The following is a 20372-nucleotide window of genomic DNA, read 5'->3' as shown; positions in this document are numbered from 1 at the left end:
CTACTGCTTCAACGGCAACCTGATCATGCGCGCGACGGGCGACCGGATGCTGCTGTCGCCGCCGCTCGTGGTTTCGAAGACTGAGATCGACGAGATCGTGGAGAAGGCGAAGCGGGCGATCGATGCGACCGCGAAGCAGCTGGGCATCGCGTGACACGGCGCGGGCGGCGCGCGGCCAAGCGCACGGAGAAACGCGCGCCGCGCATCGCACGGAGAGACGCCGCGCTCCGGTCGTCGGGTAAGCGCCGGAATCGGCACGCGCTCAGCGGCCGCGCGCTTCACGGGCCGACGGCTCCCACTCGTGCGGCAGCGACTCGGGATCGAGCCAGCGCACGCGTCTTAGCGCGCGGAATATGACGACGTATAGCGGAATCTGCACGACGGCGAATGCGAAGATGACCCATGCAAGGCACGCGTCGAGCGGGTGGGCGCCCATCGTGAGGAACGCGCCGAACGCGAGCACCGCGGCGAGCGCCGCCATGCCCGCATAGGATAGCGAACGAAACAGCCGCACGGCCCAGCGCTTCCCCTTGCCGATTCCGATGCCCACCGTCAGCATGATCGCCGCGGCCACGGCGATCTCCTCGAATCGGTAGTTTTCCGAAGCGAATCCCACGACGTCGCCGAGACAGTCGAAGAGTTCCATGAAGGTCGTGCCGACCGCGACGAAGAACGCCATGCCCGCGGGAATCGCCTGGGGCGGCGCGCCGGCGGGGCGATTTCCGGGGCGCGCCGCGGCGCCGGAGGCACGACGCGCGGCCGTCGCGTCAGCGGAATGATCGAAGTTCGTCAATGCGCGGCTCCCGGACGATGGCCGACGCCGACTTGAAATTGCAGGACGGGCGCGGGCGCGCCGGGTTGAGACGTCATCGGGCGATCGGGGACGAGGAGGCGAGCGGGGTGGTCAGGGTCTTGCCGAGGCTCGCCGCCGAGGCGCTGCTGAAGCCGGTCGATCCCGTGCGTGACGCTATCGGGCGGATCGATGCCGTACACGCTGGCTCCGTAGATGGATGCCATGTAGGCGGGCGCTTCGATCGTCCGCAACAGCAGCAGTTCGCGACGAGCCTGCATCAGTTTCCGTTGCGCTTCGCGCACGGCGTCGGCGAAGCGGCTCGCCTGTTCCTCCATCTGCCGGGCCTGCGCCTGAGCCGCGGCCCGATTGGGATTGTCGAGCGACGCGCTCTTGATCCCGTCGAGCGCGTTGCGTTGCGACGCGAGCCGCTTCGTCGCCTGGACGGCCTCTTCGGAAATTTCGCCGGCCTCCCGCGCGACGCGGGGCAGCGAAGCCAGCGTGCGCGGACCGCTCGCGGCGAGGTCCGGCAGGATGAGGATCGGCCCCACGGTTTCGAGCACCTTGTAGTGCCACGCGTTGCCGAGTGGCTTCTTGCGAACCTCGTCGCCCGTCAGCTCGTACTTCAACATCCGGCTGTCTTCGAGCAGCAGCAATGCCGACGTCATGCCGGCCACGAGGCCCAGCACGGGCAGAAGCGTCACGCCGCCGGCAAGTATCGCGGCGAACGACACGGCGCCCGCCAGGATGCTGAACGTGTCGCCGACGACGGCCGCGCCGTCGAATGCGCTCTTGTGTTCCTCGATGAAGTCGCGGGCCTTCGAGACGCCTGGCCCGAGCAGCGCCCGGCCGGGCGCCGATCGCCTGGCCGCGGACACGCTCTGCGCCCACTGCATCGACAATTGATCGATGGTTTGAGGCGTCGCGGAGCTGAGCGGATCGGCCGGCATCAGCGGCGGGCGGGACACGGCGACCACCAAATCGAGCGCATTGCCGTTGGCGTCGGGCGTCGCCGATTTCAGGCGCGACGCGCCGACGCCGTCGAAAAACACGACGCCCGCCTTTGGGCCGAGCACCTTGCCGGCGAAGTTCGACAGATGGAATTCCGCTTCCGATCGATGGCAGTACGGCTCCCACAAGGCAGGTGCGTTCGGCATGGCAGTGGAATGGCAATGGATGGAACGGGTTTCAGGCCGATCACGTCGCGACGCTTGCCGGAAGGCATTCGGAAAATCGTCGATAAACCGTGAATATAATCGGCGGTCCGATTTAATGCGAGTCTGTCGAATGATGCGGCCGATCGATCTTCTTCACGAATACGCCGGAACCGATTCGATAGTGTAAGTGTTACCGTCCGATTATGATTTTTTCGAGGTCTGCGAAATAATTTCCGGGTTTTGTCGAGGGCAATTAGGGCTGGCTTTAAAACCCGGAAAAAACGCAGTGACTTTCCAAGTTAATGCGTTATATTTTCGTCCTGCTATGTCGTCAAAAAGAACGAGGGCGCGCCGGGGGGCAAACATGCAATTATCCGACCTTGCGGGTTTTCTGAACCTGCAGAATAGTCGCCTGCTGAGCATTCGGACACCGCTTTCCGGTCAGTCGGCGCTCGTCGTCAGCGATTTTCAATGCAGCGAAGGCTTGTCCGTTCTGTTCGACATGCGCATCGGCCTCGCGTCGCGCGATCCGACGATCGAGCTCAAGCAGATGATTGGGCAGCCGGTCACCGTATCGCTGAAGCTGGCGACCCCGTCGAGCGGCGGCTCGGAGCGCCATTTCCACGGTTATGTGACGCAGTTCAGCCATACCGGCGCGGACGGCGGCCTCGCGACGTATGCGGCCACCGTCCGGCCGTGGCTGTGGATGCTGTCGCGGCGCGTCGATTCGCGCATTTTCCAGGACAAGAGCGTTCGCGACATTCTCGACGGCGTGTTCTCGCAGTACGCGAAACTGGCGTCCTACGCGTTTCGTCTGTCCCGCGCGCTCAAGCCATATAGCTATTGCACGCAGTATCGCGAAACCGATCTGAACTTCGTGCTCCGCTTGATAGAGCAGGAAGGGCTTTTCTACTATTTCGAGCATGCGAACGACGGCCACAAGCTGATCGTCACCGACGATTCGACTCACGCCAAGCCGATCGACGGCGCGCCGGCGCTGCGATATTCGGCGGGCGAAGTCGTCGACGACGAAGCGATCGTGTCGCAGTTCGCCGCGCATCGACAACTGACGTCCAGCACCGTCAGCCTCAAGACGTTCGACTACAAGGTGCCGGGCGCGCGGCGCTACGTGTCGGGCGACACGAAGGCCGAGCAGGGCAGCGTCGAGCCGTACGAGGTGTACGACTACGTCGGGCTGCACGGCTTCGATTCGACGGACCGCGGCGAGGAGCTCGCGCGCTTCCGGCTCGAAGCGCTGGCGGCGGGCAGCAAGGCGTTCACCGGCGCGGGCAACTGCCGCACGCTCGCGCCCGGCCGCTATTTCGAGCTCACCGATCATTACGATCACGGCGGCGCGCGGCCCGAGGACCGGCAATTCCTGCTGACCGCGGTGCACCATCACGGCGTGAACAACTATCAGTCGAACGAAGGCGCCGCATCGTACACGGCGAGCTTCCAGTGCATCCGCAAGAAGATCCCTTTCCGTGCGTCGCTCGCGATGCCGCGCCCGGTCATCGCCGGCCCGCAGACGGCGATCGTGGTCGGCCCGAAGGGCGAGGAGATCTACACCGATTCGCTCGGGCGCGTGAAGGTGCAGTTCCATTGGGACCGGCTCGGGCAGCGCAATCAGGGCAGCTCGTGCTGGGTGCGCGTCGGCCAGCCGTGGGCGGGAGGCGGTTTCGGCGGCGTGACGATTCCGCGCATCGGCGACGAGGTGGTCGTGTCGTTCCTCGACGGCGATCCGGATCGGCCGATCATCATTTCGCGCGTCTACAACGCGCAGAACATGCCGCCCTGGAAGCTGCCGGAGAACGCGACGCAAAGCGGCATCCTGTCGCGCTCGATGAAAGGGCACGCGGGCACCGCGAACGCGATCCGCTTCGACGACAAGCAGGGCGAAGAGGAGCTGTGGCTGCAGGCCGAGCGCGACATGCGCACGGAGGTGGAGCACGACGAGCTGCGCAGCGTCGGGAACGATCATCGCTCGGCGGTGGGGCGCAATCACACGCTCAACGTGAAGCAGGATCACGTTTCGAATACCGGCAACAACCAGACTGTGGGTGTCGGCAGCGCGTTCGCGATGACCGTGGGCGCGCTGCCCGCGCAGGACGCCGCGCCGCCGCCCGCCGGAACCTACGTGCTCGACGTCACCGATCAGGTCGTCATCCGGTGCGGCAAGTCGAGCATCACGATGACGAAGGACGGCCTCATCAAGCTCGAGGGCGTGCAGATCGTCGAACATGCTTCGGATTACTTCCTGATGCAGGGCAAGAAGATCGATCTGAATCCTTGACGCGCTCGCCCGTCTGCCTGCGCGCGGTCCGCGCGCGAGTTCTTTGCCAACGAGCCGAACATGAAATATCTCACGCAAGAGTGCAGTTTCGAGATTCCTTCGCTTGGCGACGATCGCACGGTCAACGTGCTCGCGCTCACGCATCCCGACACGAGCGGCACGTTCCAGATCGTCGTGAGCCGCGATCAACTGATCGGCGGCGAGGATCTGGGCCGATGCATGCAGCGGCAGATCGGACTGATGACGCGCCACGTGACGGGTTTCAAGGAAATCTCGCGTAGGCCGGTGGAAATCGGCGAGCGGCGCGCGCCGGCGCTGGAGCTCGAAAGCACGTTCCGTCAGTCGGGATCGGCGTTCTACCAGATCCAGGCGATGACCGTGACCGACGCGCCGCGTCTGCTCGTCATCACGCTGTCGAGCCAGACGCCGCTGACGGACGCGCACCGCGCGACGTGGCGGACGCTGCTCGCCAGTTACAGCGCCCACGCGTGACGCGTGCGGGTTCGCGCGCGCCTCGTACACATGCCGCTCGCACCACGGCCCCGGTTGCTCCCGTGAACCAGAACTGATCCCGCCATGTCGCTCCTCGCCGCCGCTCGCGCGCAAGACACCTTCACGCACACATCGCTGCTCGCGCAGATGCTGAAAGTGGCGGCGACGATCGGCGCGGGCCTGCTGGTCGGCGCGGCGATCGGGGCGGCGGCGGCTTTCGTCGTCGGGACGGGCGGGCTCGGAGCGGTGGTGCTCGGCGCCGTCGTCGGCGCGGTGATGTCGCAGGTCGTCAATGCGGCGGCGTCGCATTTTCTCGGCTCGGATTCGCTGGAGGGCTATTTATCGGACAAGGCGGGCGAGCTGATCGACAGCTTCATTCCCGGCGACGTGAAGGGCGCGATCTCGACGGGCTCGACCGACGTCTTCGTGAACGGGCGCGGCGCCGCGCGCGCGGCGGGCATGCCGGCGCCGCCGCTGCCGCCCGGCGTCGAGCCGCAGTCGGTCGCCGATCTGTTCGTGCCGGTCGATCAGGATTTCGTCGCCTGCTCGAATCATCCGAATCCGGCGGGCGAGCATCTCGCCGAAGGCTCGTCGAGCGTGTTCGTCAACGGTCGGCCCGCATCGCGCATCAAGGATGCGACCACCTGCGACGGCAAGATCAACACCGGGTCGACGAACGTGAGCATCGGCGGCGATCGCGTGCGCGTGCGCGACGTCACGAGCGAGATGCCGCCGTGGCTCGCGACGATCGCGAAATACGCGGGGCTCGCGATCGCGCTCTGCCAGGCGATACGCGGCAAGGGGCCGCTTGCCAGCAAGCTCGCGTGCTTCGCGATGAACTTCGCGATCAACGTGGCGGCCGACAAGCTCGTCGGCAGCGTGATGTCGGGGCGCATCGGGCATCCGGTCCATCTGCCGACGGGCGCGAAGATTCTCGACGGCGAAGAAGACCTCGATTTCGTGCTGAGCGCACCGGTGCCGATCGTCTGGCAGCGCTTCTACAGCAGCCTCGATCCGCGTGACGATCGCCCGCTCGGGCGCGGCTGGAACCTGCCGTACGCGGTCGAGCTGCGGCTCGGCGCCGGCGGCGAGAATCCGCATCGCTGGATCGACGCGCAAGGACGCGGCACCCCGGTGCCCGATCTGCAGCCGGGCCAGAAGTACTTCAATCGCAGCGAGGGGCTGACCTTCGCGTGTACGCCGGGCGGACACTGGATGGTCGAGCAGGACGACGGCATGTGCTTCGATTTCGGGCTGCCGCGCTCCGGTCTCGCGACGCAAACGCTGCGTCCCGTCGTGTTCGAGGATCGCAACGCGAACCAGCTGCACTTTCACTATGACGCGCACGGCCGGCTGGACGAGCTCGCGACGATGGCGGGCCATCGCGTGCGGATCGAATACGATGCGTCGCGCCGCGAGCGGATGTCGCGCGTGATCCTGCACGCGGGCGGCGCGAGCGAATGCCTGGTGAGCTACACGTACACGTCCGACGGGCTGCTCGCGAGCGTGTCCGACGCACAAGGGCGCGAACGACGCCGCTTCGGCTACGATCCGGCCGGGCGCATGACGATGCACCGGTTGCCGGGCGGCAAGACCGCGCGTTACGCGTGGGAGGAGTTCGAGCGCAAGGCGCTCGCGGAAGAGAACGGTCTGGCGGATCGCGAGGCGCGCATCGTCGAACATTGGACCGACGACGGCGAGCGCTATCGCATCACGTACGATTTCGAGCGTCAGGCGGCGCGCGTGACGGACCAGCTCGGGCGCACGCAGCTATGCGAATGGAACGCCGATTATCTCGTGACCGCGCACACCGACGCGCTCGGGCGGAACTGGCGTTTCGATTGGAGTCCGAACCGGGAGCTGCTCGGGTTCGTGGAGCCGAACGGCGCGACGACGCGGCTTCGCTACGACGACGAGCGCGGCTTGCCCACCGAGCTGACGAATGCGCTTGGCGAGAAAACGCAATTCGCATGGCATCCGCTATGGATGGCGCTCGAACAGCAGACGCTCGCCGACGGGCGGCAATGGAAATATGAATTCGACATGCGCGGCAACCGCGTCGGCGAAACCGATCCGCTCGGGCAGCGCATCGAATTTCGGCTCAACCGCCAAGGGCGGCCGGCGGCGATCGTCGACGAGCGCGGCGGCATCACGCACTTCGGATGGGACGGGCAGCACCGGCTGATTGCGCGCACCGACTGCTCGGGCATCACGACGCGGTTCGAACACGACGCGCGCGGCCGGATGGCGGCGCTGACCGATGCGCTCGGCAATACGACGCGCTATCGCCATGACGGCCGCGACCGGATCGTCGAGACGCGATTGCCGACCGGCGGAGATGAACAATATCGTTGGTCGCTCACGGACGAACTGGCCGCGTTCGTCGACGGAAACGGACATGCGACCGCATTCGCGTACGACGCGGCCGGGCGCCTTGCGTCGAGAACGGATGCGAACGGGCATCGGGTCAGCTTCGAATACGATGCGGCCGGCAATCTGCGCACGCTCCGCAACGAAGTGCGCGACAGCTACCGGTTTGCCTATGACGCGGGCGATCGCCTGATCGAACAGATCGGTCCGGACGGATTGCGCGTCGAATACGAGCGCGATGCGAGAGGTGCGCCGATCGTCGTACGGCAGGCGGCGGGCACGCCCGAGCAGATCACGATCGAGCTGGAGCGCGATGCGCTGGGGCGTCTCGTTCGCAGGCGCACCCCGGAAACCGTGACGACATACGATTACGACGCGACCGGGCGCCTCGAACGGATTGCGCGCAAGCATCTCGACGGCCGCCCGATGAACACCGTCACGTTTGCATATGACGAACTGGATCGGCTCGTTGCGGAGACGTCGGATGTGGCCGGCGACGACGGGCAGGTCGCGACGACGCGTCTCGCGCATGAATACGACGCGCTCGGCAATCGCACCGGCACGACGTTGCCGGACGGCCGCACGCTGAGCTGGCTGTATTACGGCAGCGGCCATCTGCACCGGATTGCATCGAACGGCGAGACCGTCTGCGATTTCGAGCGCGATCGTCTGCATCGCGAGGTGAGCCGGACGCAGGGCGCGCAGACGCTGGCGACGGCGTATGACGGCTTGTCGCGAAAGATCGGGCAATGGATCGGCGACTGGCAGCGCACGCCGGGTTCATGGGCTGCTTTCGGCACTCGACAGAGCCGGGATCTGCTGCGCAAGGCGTTCGCGTATGACCGCGGCGGCGAGCTGACGGCGCGGATCGATCCGTTGGGCGGCGAGCTGAACTACCACTACGACCCGGCCGGCCGATTGCTCGGCGGCACGGCCGCCGGCGCGGGCGCGGGCGCAGGCGGGCGGCCGGATGCGGCAGGCGTCCTGACCGAGGCGTTTGCGTACGATGCGGCGTCGAACCTGCGGCCGGTGGGGCAGCCTGGGCGGGTGGAGGGCAATCGTCTGCTGATGAGCGGAGATCGCCGCTATCGGTACGATGCGCATGGGCGGCTCGTCGAGAAGCTGACGGGCGGGCACACGGAGCAGCATCTGAAGTACGACGTCGAGCATCGGCTCGTCGAGGTGAGGACGGTGCGGCGCGGCGTCGAGCAGACAGTGCGCTTTAGTTACGACGCGTTGGGCCGACGGATCGCGAAGCACGATGCGTTCGGCACGACGCGCTTCGTGTGGGACGGGATGCGGCTTGCGCAGGAGTATCGCGGCCATCAGGCGGTGACCTACCTGTACGAGGGCGACGGCTATGTGCCGCTGGCGCGGATCGACGCGGTCAGCGACGACAGCCATTGGCTGTGGCGGCTGTATCACGGGGGCGAGCGCGACAAGCCGGAGGCCGAAGCCAAGCCCGAGGCGAAGATCTATTATTTCCATGCGAACGCGGGCGGCGCGCCGGAGGAACTGACGGACCGAGGCGGCCGGGTGGTGTGGCGGACGCGATATCGAGCGTGGGGGAATACGGTGCTGCAAGCGTACGCACCGGAATTCCAGGCGAATCCGTCGGGGGACGTGATGCAGCCGCTGCCGCAGGCGTTGCGGTTTCAGGGGCAGTACGAGGATCTGGAGACGGGATTCTGTTACAGCACGTTCCGATACTATGATCCGGACGTGGGGCGGTTCATTACGCCGGACCCGATCGGGTTGGCGGGCGGGTTGAATCAGTATCAGTATGCGCCGAATCCTATTGGCTGGATCGATCCGTGGGGATTGTCTTGCGTAAGTGATCTAAAAAATATAAAGGAGCAATTGAATTCGGGTAAGAGGGCTCAAATAACCGTTAATTCAAGGGCGGAGGCCGAGGAATTGTTGATCGCGCTAACCACGGGCAAGGGCATGCCTCGAGCATATAGGAATACAACAGGGCAGGCGCTTCCGAAGGGAAAGATCTCTGAAAGCGGCTCGGACTGGTTGCCCGGTGGGCGTGGTGCGTATGAGCGGGAAGGTACTTACCATTGGGATGCTGCGGATGCGAATGCAAAACCGGGGGATCACGCCTTGCAGGGCGATCACCTCCAGATCCATAATTTTGATGGAAAGATAATAAGAATATTTTATTAGAGTTCGATCGTAAGGATGATTGGCGATGGATAAAGAGTCCAGGTTTTATTACAGCCCATTCCCTTCCGGAGTTCGAGGTGATGAGAATGGCATGTTTTATGAGGAAATATTGCCTGATGGCGGGTCTAAGTATGTGATAGTCAGAGCCGTTCGATATATGGATGAACGGGCGCGAGAGTTGATCGAGGAAGGTGTTTCCGTGGAAGATTTGTATCCGGAAATCGAGGTGTTTGGCAGGATGCCGAGGCGCGACGCCTTATGGCTTTATAAAGTAGAGAGCTATACTGTCGAGCGGCAATATCATGAGGATCAGGAGGTTTTTTCGGATCATTCGGAAAATTACGCTTACCATGTTTTTGATGATTATTATGATGCAATGGATTTTTGTCGGGAGAGGCATGGAATCTCTCAGGGGGATTTTAGGAAGAAATGGGAGACTAACTATCCGGATTTTTGAAGAGGCGTGTGAGAGGGGCGTTTTGCGTGACGCTTGGGTGGAGGAGGCTTGTACACGTTTTTGAGATGTATCGTGTTGCGATGTTGGTGCGTTATCGATGCGGAAATTCCATGCTCATGATCAGTTGCCGTGCCAATCTAAATTGATGGTGATGGTTTCGTAGGTACAGGTTTAGCTTCGCGTCATGGGCGGACAAATCCAGGGAATGCTGAAACGTACAACGTGAGCGATATTTAGACGGTGAGCGGGGCAAAGTGGGGGGCAACGATTTTTCATCGGCCGTGATGGATGGGTAAATGAGCGCTAGACAAAAAGACTTAACCTTTCGGGGCAAAGGGGGAAGTCGAGAAGAAAGAGCGCGAATGGCGATTGTCTCTGTCGTTTCATGGCGACTATCTCGAACTGACGGGAGTTGCCGGGGCTTCCCGGTGTCCCTACATGCTTGTGCGAAGTGACGGGCTAGTCGGCGTTGAGATGGCGGAACTGCACTTCATCGACGGCAATTCGCCGAAAAGCGAGAGGCAACAGAGATCGCGTTGGGAGCGTGTCGTATGCCGCGCTCAGGAACTTCATATTGGTGGGGGCGGCAAGCCTATGGCGTGACATGTCGGCTTTGATTCCGAGTGGCCGTTGAAAAATAGTGCGGACATTGAGGCGTTGACAGCCGGGTGGCTGAGGTTGCATCTCGTATTCAACTGGGGCAGGTAGGGCAGATTCCCGTGTTCGCGATCTGTGCGATACGTTCGTGCCGTGGCTGGTCATGGTTGGGATGTCGCTGTACGTCGCCGAAGACTTGCTTGGGTACTCATCGATCACGGTGACGAAGCGCTGCGTACGTCTGGTCCTACATGTGGGGCGTCCGGCGGGGCATGCGCGGCTGAGACGCATGAGGTTTTACGTCAAATAATGGGGGCGGAATGCTATTGGCTGTGGCACGATGTATTATAGATCGTGCCGTTATCTTCTAAAGGTTGTGCCATGAAAACGTTAGATGTGTCTCAGGCTGCTGCTGCCGCACACGCGGGCGGTGTTCTGTCCGCCGTCCTCAAGGCTGAGGGTGGTTCATTCTACGTCGAGCTGGAGACGCGGACGGCCGGAACGGCCGTGCTGGTCACGTCGAACAATCGCCGGCCGCGTGCGTTTCGGAACCCCGTCAAGGCTCTTGAGGTGATCCGCGAGCTTGGGTTGCAGTCGGGGCGTTTCTCGCTCGAAGCATGGCGACCGGATGAGGTCGAGATCGAGCGCTCAAACCGTCCGGATCGTGCGGCGGCAATGAAGCAGACGCACGCGAATGCGGCGGCCTATGACAAATGGTTGCGCGAGCAGGTGCAGGAGTCGATCGACGACCCGCGCCCGAGTATCGAGCATGAGGACGTAATGAATAAGGCTTTGGCCCGCGTCGAAGCGATGCGAAAGGGGAAGCGTGCTAAGACTTAAATGGCGGCCGTTGGCCGAGGAAGACCTGTTGTGTATCTTGGAGTTTATCGGTGAGGACGATCCGGATGCCGCATTAGCCCTGGTGCATATGATTCGCGAAAAGGTGGAGGGGTTGAAGGTTCGACCGAGGCTGTATCGGGCAGGGCGCGTATCTGGAACGAGAGAGATGGTGGTGCATCACAATTACATTGTCGTGTATAGCGTTGATGCCGATGCGGTAGAAATTCTGAACGTGAAGCATGCACGACAGTGTTGGCCTTGACTGAATGTTGTTTTTTAATGTCTGAGAGATTTTTATAATTCAAATAATGCTTCGAAATTCCTAAAAAGGTAAGCAAAGTGACTAAGCCGACCATCACGCAGATTGAGAACGCATTTCAGCCGGCGAAAGAAGTTAGTGACGCGAGTAGATTTGCGGGTAGAAAAAATGCAGTCAGTGATGCCTATTATGGATTAATAGCGGAAGGGGCGCATATTGCTATTGTTGGGAATCGTGGGATCGGAAAAACCTCTCTGTCGAGGCAGGTTGCGAATATCGCTACAGGGGATAACGATATTCTTGAAAAGCTTGGAATTACGCATGATCGAAAATTGGATTTTCTGACTGTATACTACGCGTGTGGAAAAACTACAAAAAATACAACGGATCTGCTTGAGCGACTTCTGACGTCAACATCGTGCCTTGGTGATTGGGTTTATGATATTCCTAAGGCATCAACAGTCGTTAGCGCTTATAGTCCGAAGTTTGGTGGGAAATTGCTGGGAGTCGAGATAGGGTTGAGTGGTGAAAAGAAGGCTGAGTCCAGAGCGGAGCCGGCGATAGCGACACATGCGATCGACACGGTGTTCACCAATGCGGTCTCTGCGATCATTGAGCAAAAGGTGGCGTCCGACGGCATCCTAATAGTTGTCGACGAGTTTGACCAAATCGATGATCCATCAGGATTTGCATCTTTCTTGAAAGCAATTTCGACAAACGTCCCGCAAGTTAAGTTCTGTTTGGTTGGTGTTGCTCAAGATATTCATCAGCTCATGAAGGAGCATCTTTCAGCTGATCGATTGTTTGCTGGATCGATTATTCCCCTGCCTTCAATGAATTCGGCTGAATTGAAGGAAATTGTTTTGATAGCTGAAATGGCGGTGGATGAGCACATTAAATTCGATCCAAATGCGGCGGACCGACTTATTGAGTTGGCGCAGGGGCATCCATACATGGTGCATCTGATTGGGAAATATGCATTTCGACTGGCATTCAGTGAAAATAAATCAGTTCTCAGTTCCTCTGATATCGATGGAACGTTGAGGTCAATTGCGGAGCGTGGAGCCGACCCGGTGCTGGAGGGGAGGTATAAAAAGGCCGTAGCGTCGTCCGCGCATAGGGAAATTGTTTTGAAAGCGCTGGCAGAAACTCAGGGTGGAGATGGCGAGATTTGGACTACAAATGCGTATAGACTGGCTCTTGATCAGGGGGTTGATAATGCAAGTCAATACGTCGGTCACCTCGCGTCTGACGAATACGGTAACGAGATCGAGAAATTACGAGACCGGTATTATCGGTTTCATGATTCACTCTTTGCTGCGTACGTTCGGGCGCGCCCCAGGCTTGTGATGAAGGCGGATTCGCAGGCGCCGCAGGGGGAGTGAGCGCCATCTCGGCGAGATCGGGCCAAAAAAAGCCCTGCGAGTGCAGGGCTTTTCCTTTGCCTAGTGGCTTTGCGCCAGCGCCGGAGAAAACTGCTCAATCCAATGCTTAACGCGTCGCCACAAGCGGCGAATTCTTTGGTGGGCGGTACTGGGATCGAACCAGTGACCCCTGCCGTGTGAAGGGGCCTTTCAGACCCGCTCCGCCTTGCTGCGCGGGCCTTCCAGTGCTCTACCAACCAGTGAATCTACGCTGTAATCTGCGCCCGAGTGTCCCCGGAATGTCCCTGCACGACCCAAGCCGTTTTGACCGGGACAACAGGATGAGTCCAGATTGTACCACCCGGCCCAAAATGCCCGAGCGACCCCGGTAAAACGGCAGGTAGCGTACGAGAGCCTTATAGAACGGGCGTGACAGGCGATTGCCGGTCGGCTTTTCCCGCGTTGCGGAGAAAGTGATAAAGCTACGTCCGGCCGCATCGGCACGTTTGAAGGGCTTCAGGCGTCGCCGGACGCCCGCCTGTCAGTTGTTCTCCCATTCCTCCCGGCTGCCGTACTGGTTCTCTGGCTTCGCAGCTTCCTCGTCGTTTTCTAATTGTCCTCGTTCCTGTGCCTCTATCTCCGTTGCACTCCAACGGCGGGATGCGTCGGCCCGCGCTTTGGCAATCTCATCAAGTAGCGCGCTGTGCGCTAGTACGTAGCGATCAAGCAGTTCCCGCACCACGTCGGAGGTAGTCCTTTTGGTGGCGAACTGGAGGTTTTCCAGTTGCTCATGCAGCGTGACCGGAATACGGACATGCAAGACCCGTGTTTCCACGCCCTTTGGTCGACCTCTTGTAGCCATTTTCGTGTCCTGTATCACTGATATGAGCAGTCTAACAGATATCGGTGAGCATGCGGCTATCGGAAACTACTTTTCAATAGGGAGAATCATATTTCTGTGACACAAAACACATGTAATATTCGAATTGTTGTGAGACAAAATTACCGCCTTGCAACTCTCGTCCGGCGCGAAACGGACGAGACCGGCTCTTTAACAATTCAGTGCGTAGGCAAGTCCTACCGGCCCCTAGTCAGGGTCGAGAAGTAGTAAGCGGTAGCGGCGGGTGAGGAGTTCGTCGCGTTCCGGTGTGCAGCTACGAAAGAGACAGGGTTTCCCCCGGTTCGTAGAGCGGGTTCTGTACCGATCCAAATTTGGATTCGTGTTCCATGTAGAGCCTGTTCCATCAACCGAGAAGCTAGATGTAACTTATCGTCTGTCAATCAATAAGGAGTGCTTTGAATGAGCATGGGGCATGCTGTGGAGCAGATCATGGAAAGGGCGCGGGCAGCATCAGCGCGACACTATGGGGCACGGGAATCCAAACCGCTGCCTAAATGGTTCAAGAGTCAGGGCGGTCCCGGTTTCTGCATCTCTATCGTTATGTCGGAAGAGCCGGTATACGGCGGGTACGAGCTAGAGGTTACGCCGGAAATGCTGCGTGCTGCGCCGGGTAGTTTCCTCGATTGGATGGAGGAGAACACATACGGCGAGCCGTTGCGGGGAGCGCTGGCAGAGAAGGGGCGGCGCTGGCACGAACGCCTTGCAGCAAAGGAGGGCAACGCGTGAAGCACGGAATCCTGTTGCTCATCTGCCTGTGCGTGTGGCTCGGCAACGCTGCGCTGGTGTGGCAACCGGTCGGATATTGGGCGTAGGCGGGGGTATGGATGACTGCCGTACTTCGAGTATGCTGAATACGTAGACCAACAAGATACCTACGAGGTTGCCATGACCAACGAAGAAATCAGCGCGCTTACACGTAGTCTAATGCGCGAGACGGCGCGGCTGCACGCGGAGCAAGTCGCGATGAGGGAGGGCGGATTCTTCCAGCGGCTACGCGGGAATCCGCTCACATGGGCGGCGGGGTTCTTCGTTCTGGTTCTGCTCGCCGCAAAATTTGTCCTACCTTGGGCCGCGAAGTAACGAGGGGACGGCGCGGGTGAACTCTACGGCCGGCCGCTGCTGCTCGATCGTATGCGCCTGCTCGGCAATCACTGCGTCTTTCTCCGCTAGCACTTCCTGAGATAGCAGTAGCGCGGAGGCTAATTGCTGCTCACGGGTCAACTTCGGCGGAGTGGCGACCTGTTGTTCGAGTTCTTGCCAGCGGTCGACAATCTTGGCCCGCATCTGCACGTTATAGCCAGAGACCAAGATCAGGGTTTCGCGCTTGGGAAGGCGGAACTCCCGAAACTTCTTGGTTGCGCCGTTACCGACAGTCGCCGAATACAAGAATCCAAATTTGGATTCTTGTTCTCCCAGCCCTTCCAGCATCTTCACGATGTCCCGGCAGACGTGGTTGTGTGCCTTCCCCGTAAGCTCCGCAATCTCGCGGCTGCTCATCGTCTGCGGTGCATCGCCCGTCGTAATGAGGTTGTTCATTCTGGTTCCTCGTTGTCAAACGCAGTGGAACTGTTCAACTTTGAAGGCCGTAACCTCCGCACCGCCAAGATCGACGGGGAGCCTTGGTTTGTTGCAAAGGATGTGTGCGATGTGCTGGCAACACGTACTGACAACATCGGGGCGATCTTGGAATCTGACGAGTTCAAACCCCTATTGAATAGTGGTTCACGTGGCCGCGCGCCGCTGATTGTCTCCGAGTCCGGCCTGTACGCTCTCATCATGCGCAGCCGCAAACCTCAAGCCCGCGCCTTCCGCAAGTGGGTAACTTCCGTTGTCCTACCTGCGATCCGCAAGGACGGGGCTTACGTCATGGGTGAGGAGAAGGTAGCAACCGGCGAGATCGGTTAAAAATTTCGCTATGTAAAACTCCCCACAGCTAAGGAGAGCTACTTCGTTTTTGGTGAGAATTCCACGATATAAAACACCCCTGAGCTAAGGAGAGTCTGGCGCATTTCACGATACGAAACAGGGCATGGCTTAGGAGAGGACGAACCTCACCCGATGAAGGGCGGCGGTCGTAAGACCGGCTCCAGCCTTCCATCGGGCATGCCTACCGGAAGGCTAGCCTATAGGCTAGCCGCCAATGATGCCCCAGGTACGTGCAAGGCGAACCGTAACTGCATAGCCGCTCGGCTGTGTTTCTTGTTGTCTACAAAAAGGAGTTAGTACAACTATGCATAATGTTCACCGCGTTCCGGATATCCCTTACGCGGACAGCCGGGTAATCAGCGCACGGATTACGCCTGAGTTTCACAGGCAACTCCGACAACTTGCAGCGGAGAAGGATTGCGCGGTCGCTGCTGTTGTTAAGACGGCCCTGGAAACCTACATCCGAGAACACACGCATTGACCGTCGGCCTGCAAATCTGGGATTCCCAGGGGCGCACATTGCTGGATGCGTCGGCTCGCGCGGGGCGCGTTGCGGGCGTAGTCCGAATCGATGAGAGGGGCACCACTGGAGCGCGATGGCAGGCTGGAGACTCTGGCAATGTCTCGGCCGATCTATCGGGCGGTACGCCGTTCTGGGCCTTTCATCCGGACTGGTTATTCCGGCACGTTTCCCAGAATGCTCCAGTGCCTATCGTTGATATCGACGCTACCGGTATCCGTTGGCGCTATTCGTACCACGATGGAAATTTTTATACGCCTATGCCGGGCATGCTTGTTTATGGAGTGTATTGAATGACGGTAGGATTCCAAGCGTTCACTGATAGCGGGCTGTACCAGATCGACGGACGAACGCCGAATTTTCAATGCACACAGTCGTTATCCGCAGTGTCCCAGAGTACGAGTCTGCGCGTTGCCTATAACGACGTAAACAAGCCTTTCGACGGAACGTTCTGGGTTGCTACCTTCTCCTTTACGGCTAACACGCCGCTGTACGCATTTGCGGCAGATGGAGGCGTCGGGGCGACCGTCTGGGACCACCAAGTGTCCGGCAACTTTCACACAATCCGAATCGTTACATGGCAGCAGACGACGGTTCGATTCTTCGTATTCGACTCTACGCCGCCAGTGGGCGGCAACTTCGGATTGCAGGTGTTCTCCGAGACTGGCGCATTGGTTGCGGACTCGTCACGGCCGTTCTATCGAGTCTTGGATGTTCTTCATATCCAGTACAAGCCTGGGTACGGATGGGAGGTGGGCGGCTACCCGCATCCTCCCCAAGAATCACGATCCTACGGCCGCCCCGTGCTGGTTTCCTGTCCGTTCCCGTGCCATGACCTCATTTCCGGAGACGGTACGTACCGGCCCAGCCTCACGCTATTTCAGACGGCGGGCGACACGGTTACGTGGTATCAGCAGGCTTGGGCCGGAACTACTCCGAACTGGAGCGGATTCAACGAAACGTATCACTTGCAATTTCTCGTTATCGACGGGACTGGCCTAATCTAGTTGGCCTGTATCGCGAACCCGTTGGGGCCGGGGCGGCCCTGCACTTGATCTTTCCGGCGCTAACATCTAACAATTAAGGACTACATTGCAAAAGTCATTCTCGTCTATCGAGATTAAATCACTTCAAGCAGAGAAGCGCGAGATTGAAGGAATCGCGTCAACGCCGCGCACTGACCGGCACGGGGACATCGTAGAACCGTTCGGACTGGCCTTCGAGAAAGAGGCCGCACTCCTGTTGAATCACGATCACTCACAGCCAATCGGGACGGTTACTTTCGGTACGCCGACACCTCATGGTCTGCCGTTTACGGCGAAGATTGCCAAGGTAGCTACTCCGGGTGTCGTGAAGGACCGAACTGACGAAGCTTGGGATAGCGTCAAGTCCGGCGTAATCAAGGGCGTGTCCATTGGCTTTATCGCGAGCAGGAAGGACATGGAGGAACTTCCGAACGGCGGCCGGCGAATCAAGCGGGCGAGCGTACATGAACTGTCGTTGGTAGCCGTTCCGGCCAATCCTGACGCCGCAATCACCGCGTTCAAGAGCGCGCAACTCGTTACCCATAAGGAGACTATGATCAGAAATTCCGCAGCAGAGCAAATCCGTAAAGCCGTTTCGATGACCCACGAGGACGCTGTTATGGCATCTATTGATACGGTACGGAGCGACATTGTTAAGGCTTCTGTCCCGGTCGCGACGACCGAGAACAATCCGGAGCTTTACCGGCCGGCGCAAGTTCCCGGCGTGCTGTACCCGCCGACTACGGCACCGATCATTACCGCGCTGGCTCAGATGGGCGCACTGCAACTCCCGCCGAATGTGCGCGCACTGACGCAAGACAAGCTATTGCAGGCGGCTGAGATTGGCGAGGATGAGGGTTTCCCGGCGGTCGCACCGACGATTGACGCGGTGCTTTCGGATGCTCGCAAATTCGGCGTAGTCATGGTGTTCGATGACTCGATCCTTGCAGCTACGAACTACAGCGCGGCTGTTGTGCAGTACGTGCAGGGGCAGCTTGAAATGGCCGCGAATAACGCAACGGATGCCGCCGTTATCGACACCTTCACGAGGCAGGGTAAGGCCGCTGCGAGCGTGCAGGAAGGTATCGCGGCCTTTGACGGCGATTTGCGCACTGCATGCTGGATCGGTAGCCCCGCCACATTGGCGACTTTGCAGGATGCCGCGAACCCGAACATTGGCCCGCGTGGCGGTACGTACAAGACGCTCCAGGCTATCCCGTCGCTCGCGGTGCCGGCCGGAAAGCTGATTCTGGTGGACGTGAAGCGAACGGCCGTATTTGATGGCCCGCAGTGGATTGAGCGGAGCAATCAGGCGGATATCACCGTGGATACGCCAGATGGTCAGAAGGTGGTCCATCTCCTGCAAGAGAACAAGACCGCATTGAAGATCACCAAGTACGCGGACGCAAAGATCATTGCCTCGCCGCAGGTCATTACCCTTCAGTAACCATACTCGGGCTGTCCATCTTGGATGGCCTGTAATCGATAAGGATAACTATATTGCTAAGTAAGATGTTCAAACCGAAGGCTCCGAAAATCCCGGAAGATGCCACGTATATCTACCATTTTGCGTCCGATTACTCGAATCCGGATGGGACGTACAAGCCGCCGGTCGCGAAACCAGAGCTTGAACCGGCAATTGCACGGGTAGCGGAGGAACTGCGAAGCCTCCGGGCCGTAGCGGAATCCGGTAAGGGGCTTCGGGCCGCATCCTGGTTGATGCTGGAAATTGACGAGTCGAAGGCGCGCGGCGCGGTTTTGTCGAAAGAGCTTGAACTTAAGCAACGCCAGTTCACGGGCGGTGTTGCGGAGATGGACGACGTGCGAGTCGTGCACGAGCGATGCAGCGCGCAGCGTGCGGAGCTTCGCAAGCTACAGGATGAGTTGTTGCATAGGCAAAAAGCCGACACAGCACAGGCCGAACTCCAACGCATTCTGCTGGCGGTTTCGTGATGACTGAGCGGACTATCGATCAGATGCGCACGGAGCGGGACGTATTGGCATACACGTTTGCCGCACTCTGCGAGACACAGCCGAAAGACGCACGAAAGATCATGGCCCGTGTCGAGGCTATCGAGGCGGAATTGTCCGCACGCACCGAGAAGGAGGGCCGGGAGTGACGATCCCGACTCCCGCTACACAGATGGCCCGTGCGTCGTTTTATTGCCCGCAGGGCGCTGTGAGGCTCCATGCGCGCCGGAGGCAAACTGGGACAGTGCCGTATTGCCGTAGGGTAGCTACTCAGTTGCCCGACGTGCTGAGGAAGATGATGAACAACATTCAAACCAAGGAGAACGCATGAATATTGAACTCGACGCAAAGACGACGGAAATGCTCATTGAATTGACCAAACGCCGGAAGAACTCCCTGCTGGCCCGTGGTGGCAGCATTGAGGCTTGCGCAACCATCCTTGTGAAGCAAATGATTGCTACGGAGTATCTGGAGGAGATGGCGGACCCGAGTATTACGTCGTTGGCGGACTTGGTGAAGGGGCGCTGATTGGAGAGCAAGAATGAACACCTGACAGCGATTCTTGCGATGCGCGTATCGTGGACCACGGTTGATGAGATGCAGGCGAAGCGCCTTGCTATGGTCCGAGCGCAGATTGACAAGCTGACGGAGGAACTTGACCGAGAGGGATACACGGTTCCGACGCGAGACCTATCGACCGAGAAGCCGAATCCGAAAATCTCCGCACGGGAGAAGCTTGTACGGGAGGATAGCCAGCTTACACGGCGGCTTGGTCTCGGCGCTCAACGTACCAAGGGAGGCCGCGCTAAGGCTGCGGATAGCCCGATGGAGAAGCGTAAGGAGCTATGGGAGCAGTGGGAGGGCCATTGCCGGGACAATTTGATTCCGGGACTCTGGCTGCATCTCGTCAAAGAGGCGAATTGCGACATCGCCTCAGACCATGTGTTCGCTACGGACAACCCCAGAGAACTGCCGACGTAATCCGGCGAGCTTCCGGGCTGCTTCGGGTTTGAACAACCCGGAGAGGCCCGTTCTTCCGTAACTTTTGTGCAATTTTGCGTTTTCGCATATTTCGCCACTGACCCGCCGGTGTCGGGAGAAATTCATCATGCACTTTTACCTACCCCCGCCAGTCTGCATTGGAGCAGCCCCCTGAAACACCGGACATAGCCTCTCACTTAAACTAGCGGGTAGGCATAAGACTGTGTTTTTGACTAACACCAGGCAGGAAGTGATGG

The 20372-nt window shown here is 59.8% G+C and carries 19 protein-coding genes and 1 pseudogene; 16 read left to right on the top strand and 4 right to left on the bottom strand.

Annotation, left to right across the window (positions count from 1 at the left end; translation table 11 throughout):
• Positions 1-154 (top strand): annotated as a pseudogene (locus tag X946_RS32510) (aspartate aminotransferase family protein); the annotation flags it as partial.
• Between the two features lie 108 nt (positions 155-262).
• Here the strand turns inward: X946_RS32510 and X946_RS26640 are convergent.
• Together X946_RS26640 and X946_RS26635 are read right to left on the bottom strand one after the other, a co-directional pair.
• Positions 263-679, bottom strand: a complete 417-nt coding sequence (locus tag X946_RS26640) for a hypothetical protein (RefSeq protein ID WP_081990059.1) — start codon at positions 677-679, stop codon at positions 263-265.
• A gap of 110 nt (positions 680-789) precedes the next feature.
• Positions 790-1947 carry a hypothetical protein gene (locus tag X946_RS26635; protein WP_038754120.1) on the bottom strand — a complete coding sequence of 386 codons (1158 nt, stop codon included), beginning with the start codon at positions 1945-1947 and terminating at the stop codon, positions 790-792.
• Between the two features lie 364 nt (positions 1948-2311).
• On the opposite strand from X946_RS26635, the gene X946_RS26630 reads away from it, so the two are divergent.
• From X946_RS26630 to X946_RS34680, 7 genes are all read left to right on the top strand, one after another.
• Entirely contained in the window at positions 2312-4240 is a 1929-nt protein-coding gene (locus X946_RS26630; protein ID WP_038754117.1) for a type VI secretion system Vgr family protein, read from the top strand.
• Positions 4241-4300: 60 nt separating this feature from the next.
• Positions 4301-4732: a DcrB-related protein gene (locus X946_RS29640; RefSeq protein ID WP_052145199.1), complete on the top strand. Its 432-nt coding sequence runs from the start codon at positions 4301-4303 to the stop codon at positions 4730-4732.
• Positions 4733-4816: 84 nt separating this feature from the next.
• On the top strand, positions 4817-9274 hold the full coding sequence (locus X946_RS26620) for an RHS repeat-associated core domain-containing protein (protein ID WP_235364063.1): 4458 nt from the start codon (positions 4817-4819) through the stop codon (positions 9272-9274).
• A gap of 25 nt (positions 9275-9299) precedes the next feature.
• The gene (locus tag X946_RS26615) at positions 9300-9731 is read left to right on the top strand and encodes a hypothetical protein (RefSeq protein ID WP_152611842.1); all 432 of its coding nucleotides are present in this window, start codon (positions 9300-9302) and stop codon (positions 9729-9731) included.
• A gap of 978 nt (positions 9732-10709) precedes the next feature.
• Complete coding sequence (gene relB / locus X946_RS26605; RefSeq protein WP_038754111.1) at positions 10710-11168, top strand: type II toxin-antitoxin system RelB family antitoxin; 459 nt, start codon at positions 10710-10712, stop codon at positions 11166-11168.
• A gap of 10 nt (positions 11169-11178) precedes the next feature.
• Complete coding sequence (locus X946_RS26600; protein ID WP_038754108.1) at positions 11179-11430, top strand: type II toxin-antitoxin system RelE/ParE family toxin; 252 nt, start codon at positions 11179-11181, stop codon at positions 11428-11430.
• A 77-nt stretch (positions 11431-11507) separates the two neighbouring features.
• Positions 11508-12812, top strand: coding sequence for an nSTAND1 domain-containing NTPase (locus X946_RS34680; RefSeq protein ID WP_161788707.1), 1305 nt, complete (start codon positions 11508-11510; stop codon positions 12810-12812).
• A gap of 520 nt (positions 12813-13332) precedes the next feature.
• Here X946_RS34680 and X946_RS34675 read toward each other — a convergent pair.
• Entirely contained in the window at positions 13333-13611 is a 279-nt protein-coding gene (locus tag X946_RS34675) for a hypothetical protein (protein ID WP_161788706.1), read from the bottom strand.
• A gap of 480 nt (positions 13612-14091) precedes the next feature.
• On the opposite strand from X946_RS34675, the gene X946_RS34670 reads away from it, so the two are divergent.
• Both X946_RS34670 and X946_RS34665 read left to right on the top strand, forming a co-directional pair.
• On the top strand, positions 14092-14418 hold the full coding sequence (locus X946_RS34670) for a hypothetical protein (RefSeq protein WP_152611838.1): 327 nt from the start codon (positions 14092-14094) through the stop codon (positions 14416-14418).
• 159 nt (positions 14419-14577) lie between these two features.
• Entirely contained in the window at positions 14578-14772 is a 195-nt protein-coding gene (locus X946_RS34665; RefSeq protein ID WP_152611837.1) for a hypothetical protein, read from the top strand.
• Here the strand turns inward: X946_RS34665 and X946_RS26590 are convergent.
• Positions 14752-15228, bottom strand: a complete 477-nt coding sequence (locus X946_RS26590; protein ID WP_052145198.1) for a Rha family transcriptional regulator — start codon at positions 15226-15228, stop codon at positions 14752-14754. The genes X946_RS34665 and X946_RS26590 overlap by 21 nt on opposite strands.
• A 24-nt stretch (positions 15229-15252) precedes the next feature.
• On the opposite strand from X946_RS26590, the gene X946_RS26585 reads away from it, so the two are divergent.
• From X946_RS26585 to X946_RS26565, 6 genes are all read left to right on the top strand, one after another.
• Entirely contained in the window at positions 15253-15597 is a 345-nt protein-coding gene (locus tag X946_RS26585) for a BRO-N domain-containing protein (RefSeq protein WP_235364062.1), read from the top strand.
• 834 nt (positions 15598-16431) lie between these two features.
• Positions 16432-17145 carry a hypothetical protein gene (locus X946_RS32500; protein ID WP_081990057.1) on the top strand — a complete coding sequence of 238 codons (714 nt, stop codon included), beginning with the start codon at positions 16432-16434 and terminating at the stop codon, positions 17143-17145.
• Between the two features lie 85 nt (positions 17146-17230).
• The gene (locus X946_RS29635; RefSeq protein ID WP_081990056.1) at positions 17231-18610 is read left to right on the top strand and encodes an HK97 family phage prohead protease; all 1380 of its coding nucleotides are present in this window, start codon (positions 17231-17233) and stop codon (positions 18608-18610) included.
• Between the two features lie 65 nt (positions 18611-18675).
• Positions 18676-19116, top strand: coding sequence for a hypothetical protein (locus X946_RS35545; protein WP_038754099.1), 441 nt, complete (start codon positions 18676-18678; stop codon positions 19114-19116).
• A gap of 345 nt (positions 19117-19461) precedes the next feature.
• Positions 19462-19662 carry a hypothetical protein gene (locus X946_RS26570; RefSeq protein ID WP_038754095.1) on the top strand — a complete coding sequence of 67 codons (201 nt, stop codon included), beginning with the start codon at positions 19462-19464 and terminating at the stop codon, positions 19660-19662.
• Positions 19663-20115 (top strand): P27 family phage terminase small subunit, encoded by a 453-nt coding sequence (locus tag X946_RS26565; RefSeq protein WP_038754092.1) that lies wholly within the window; start codon positions 19663-19665, stop codon positions 20113-20115.
• The last annotated feature ends 257 nt before the right edge of the window (positions 20116-20372 follow it).

Origin of the sequence: Burkholderia sp. ABCPW 111, from assembly GCF_000773065.1 — a bacterium.
Taxonomy (GTDB): Bacteria; Pseudomonadota; Gammaproteobacteria; order Burkholderiales; family Burkholderiaceae; genus Burkholderia; species Burkholderia savannae.
The sequence above is the reverse complement of the archived record's forward strand: the minus strand, read 5'-3'. Positions and strand labels throughout refer to the sequence as shown.

What these genes read in the sequence shown, in the direction of transcription:
- X946_RS26640 (WP_081990059.1), bottom strand. Translation starts at nt 679, where the DNA reads ATGGCGTTCTTCGTCGCGGTCGGCACGACCTTCATGGAACTCTTCGAC.
- X946_RS26635 (WP_038754120.1), bottom strand. Translation starts at nt 1,947, where the DNA reads ATGCCGAACGCACCTGCCTTGTGGGAGCCGTACTGCCATCGATCGGAA.
- X946_RS26630 (WP_038754117.1), top strand. Translation starts at nt 2,312, where the DNA reads ATGCAATTATCCGACCTTGCGGGTTTTCTGAACCTGCAGAATAGTCGC.
- X946_RS29640 (WP_052145199.1), top strand. Translation starts at nt 4,301, where the DNA reads ATGAAATATCTCACGCAAGAGTGCAGTTTCGAGATTCCTTCGCTTGGC.
- X946_RS26620 (WP_235364063.1), top strand. Translation starts at nt 4,817, where the DNA reads ATGTCGCTCCTCGCCGCCGCTCGCGCGCAAGACACCTTCACGCACACA.
- X946_RS26615 (WP_152611842.1), top strand. Translation starts at nt 9,300, where the DNA reads ATGGATAAAGAGTCCAGGTTTTATTACAGCCCATTCCCTTCCGGAGTT.
- relB (WP_038754111.1), top strand. Translation starts at nt 10,710, where the DNA reads ATGAAAACGTTAGATGTGTCTCAGGCTGCTGCTGCCGCACACGCGGGC.
- X946_RS34670 (WP_152611838.1), top strand. Translation starts at nt 14,092, where the DNA reads ATGAGCATGGGGCATGCTGTGGAGCAGATCATGGAAAGGGCGCGGGCA.
- X946_RS34665 (WP_152611837.1), top strand. Translation starts at nt 14,578, where the DNA reads ATGACCAACGAAGAAATCAGCGCGCTTACACGTAGTCTAATGCGCGAG.
- X946_RS26590 (WP_052145198.1), bottom strand. Translation starts at nt 15,228, where the DNA reads ATGAACAACCTCATTACGACGGGCGATGCACCGCAGACGATGAGCAGC.
- X946_RS32500 (WP_081990057.1), top strand. Translation starts at nt 16,432, where the DNA reads ATGACGGTAGGATTCCAAGCGTTCACTGATAGCGGGCTGTACCAGATC.
- X946_RS35545 (WP_038754099.1), top strand. Translation starts at nt 18,676, where the DNA reads ATGTTCAAACCGAAGGCTCCGAAAATCCCGGAAGATGCCACGTATATC.
- X946_RS26570 (WP_038754095.1), top strand. Translation starts at nt 19,462, where the DNA reads ATGAATATTGAACTCGACGCAAAGACGACGGAAATGCTCATTGAATTG.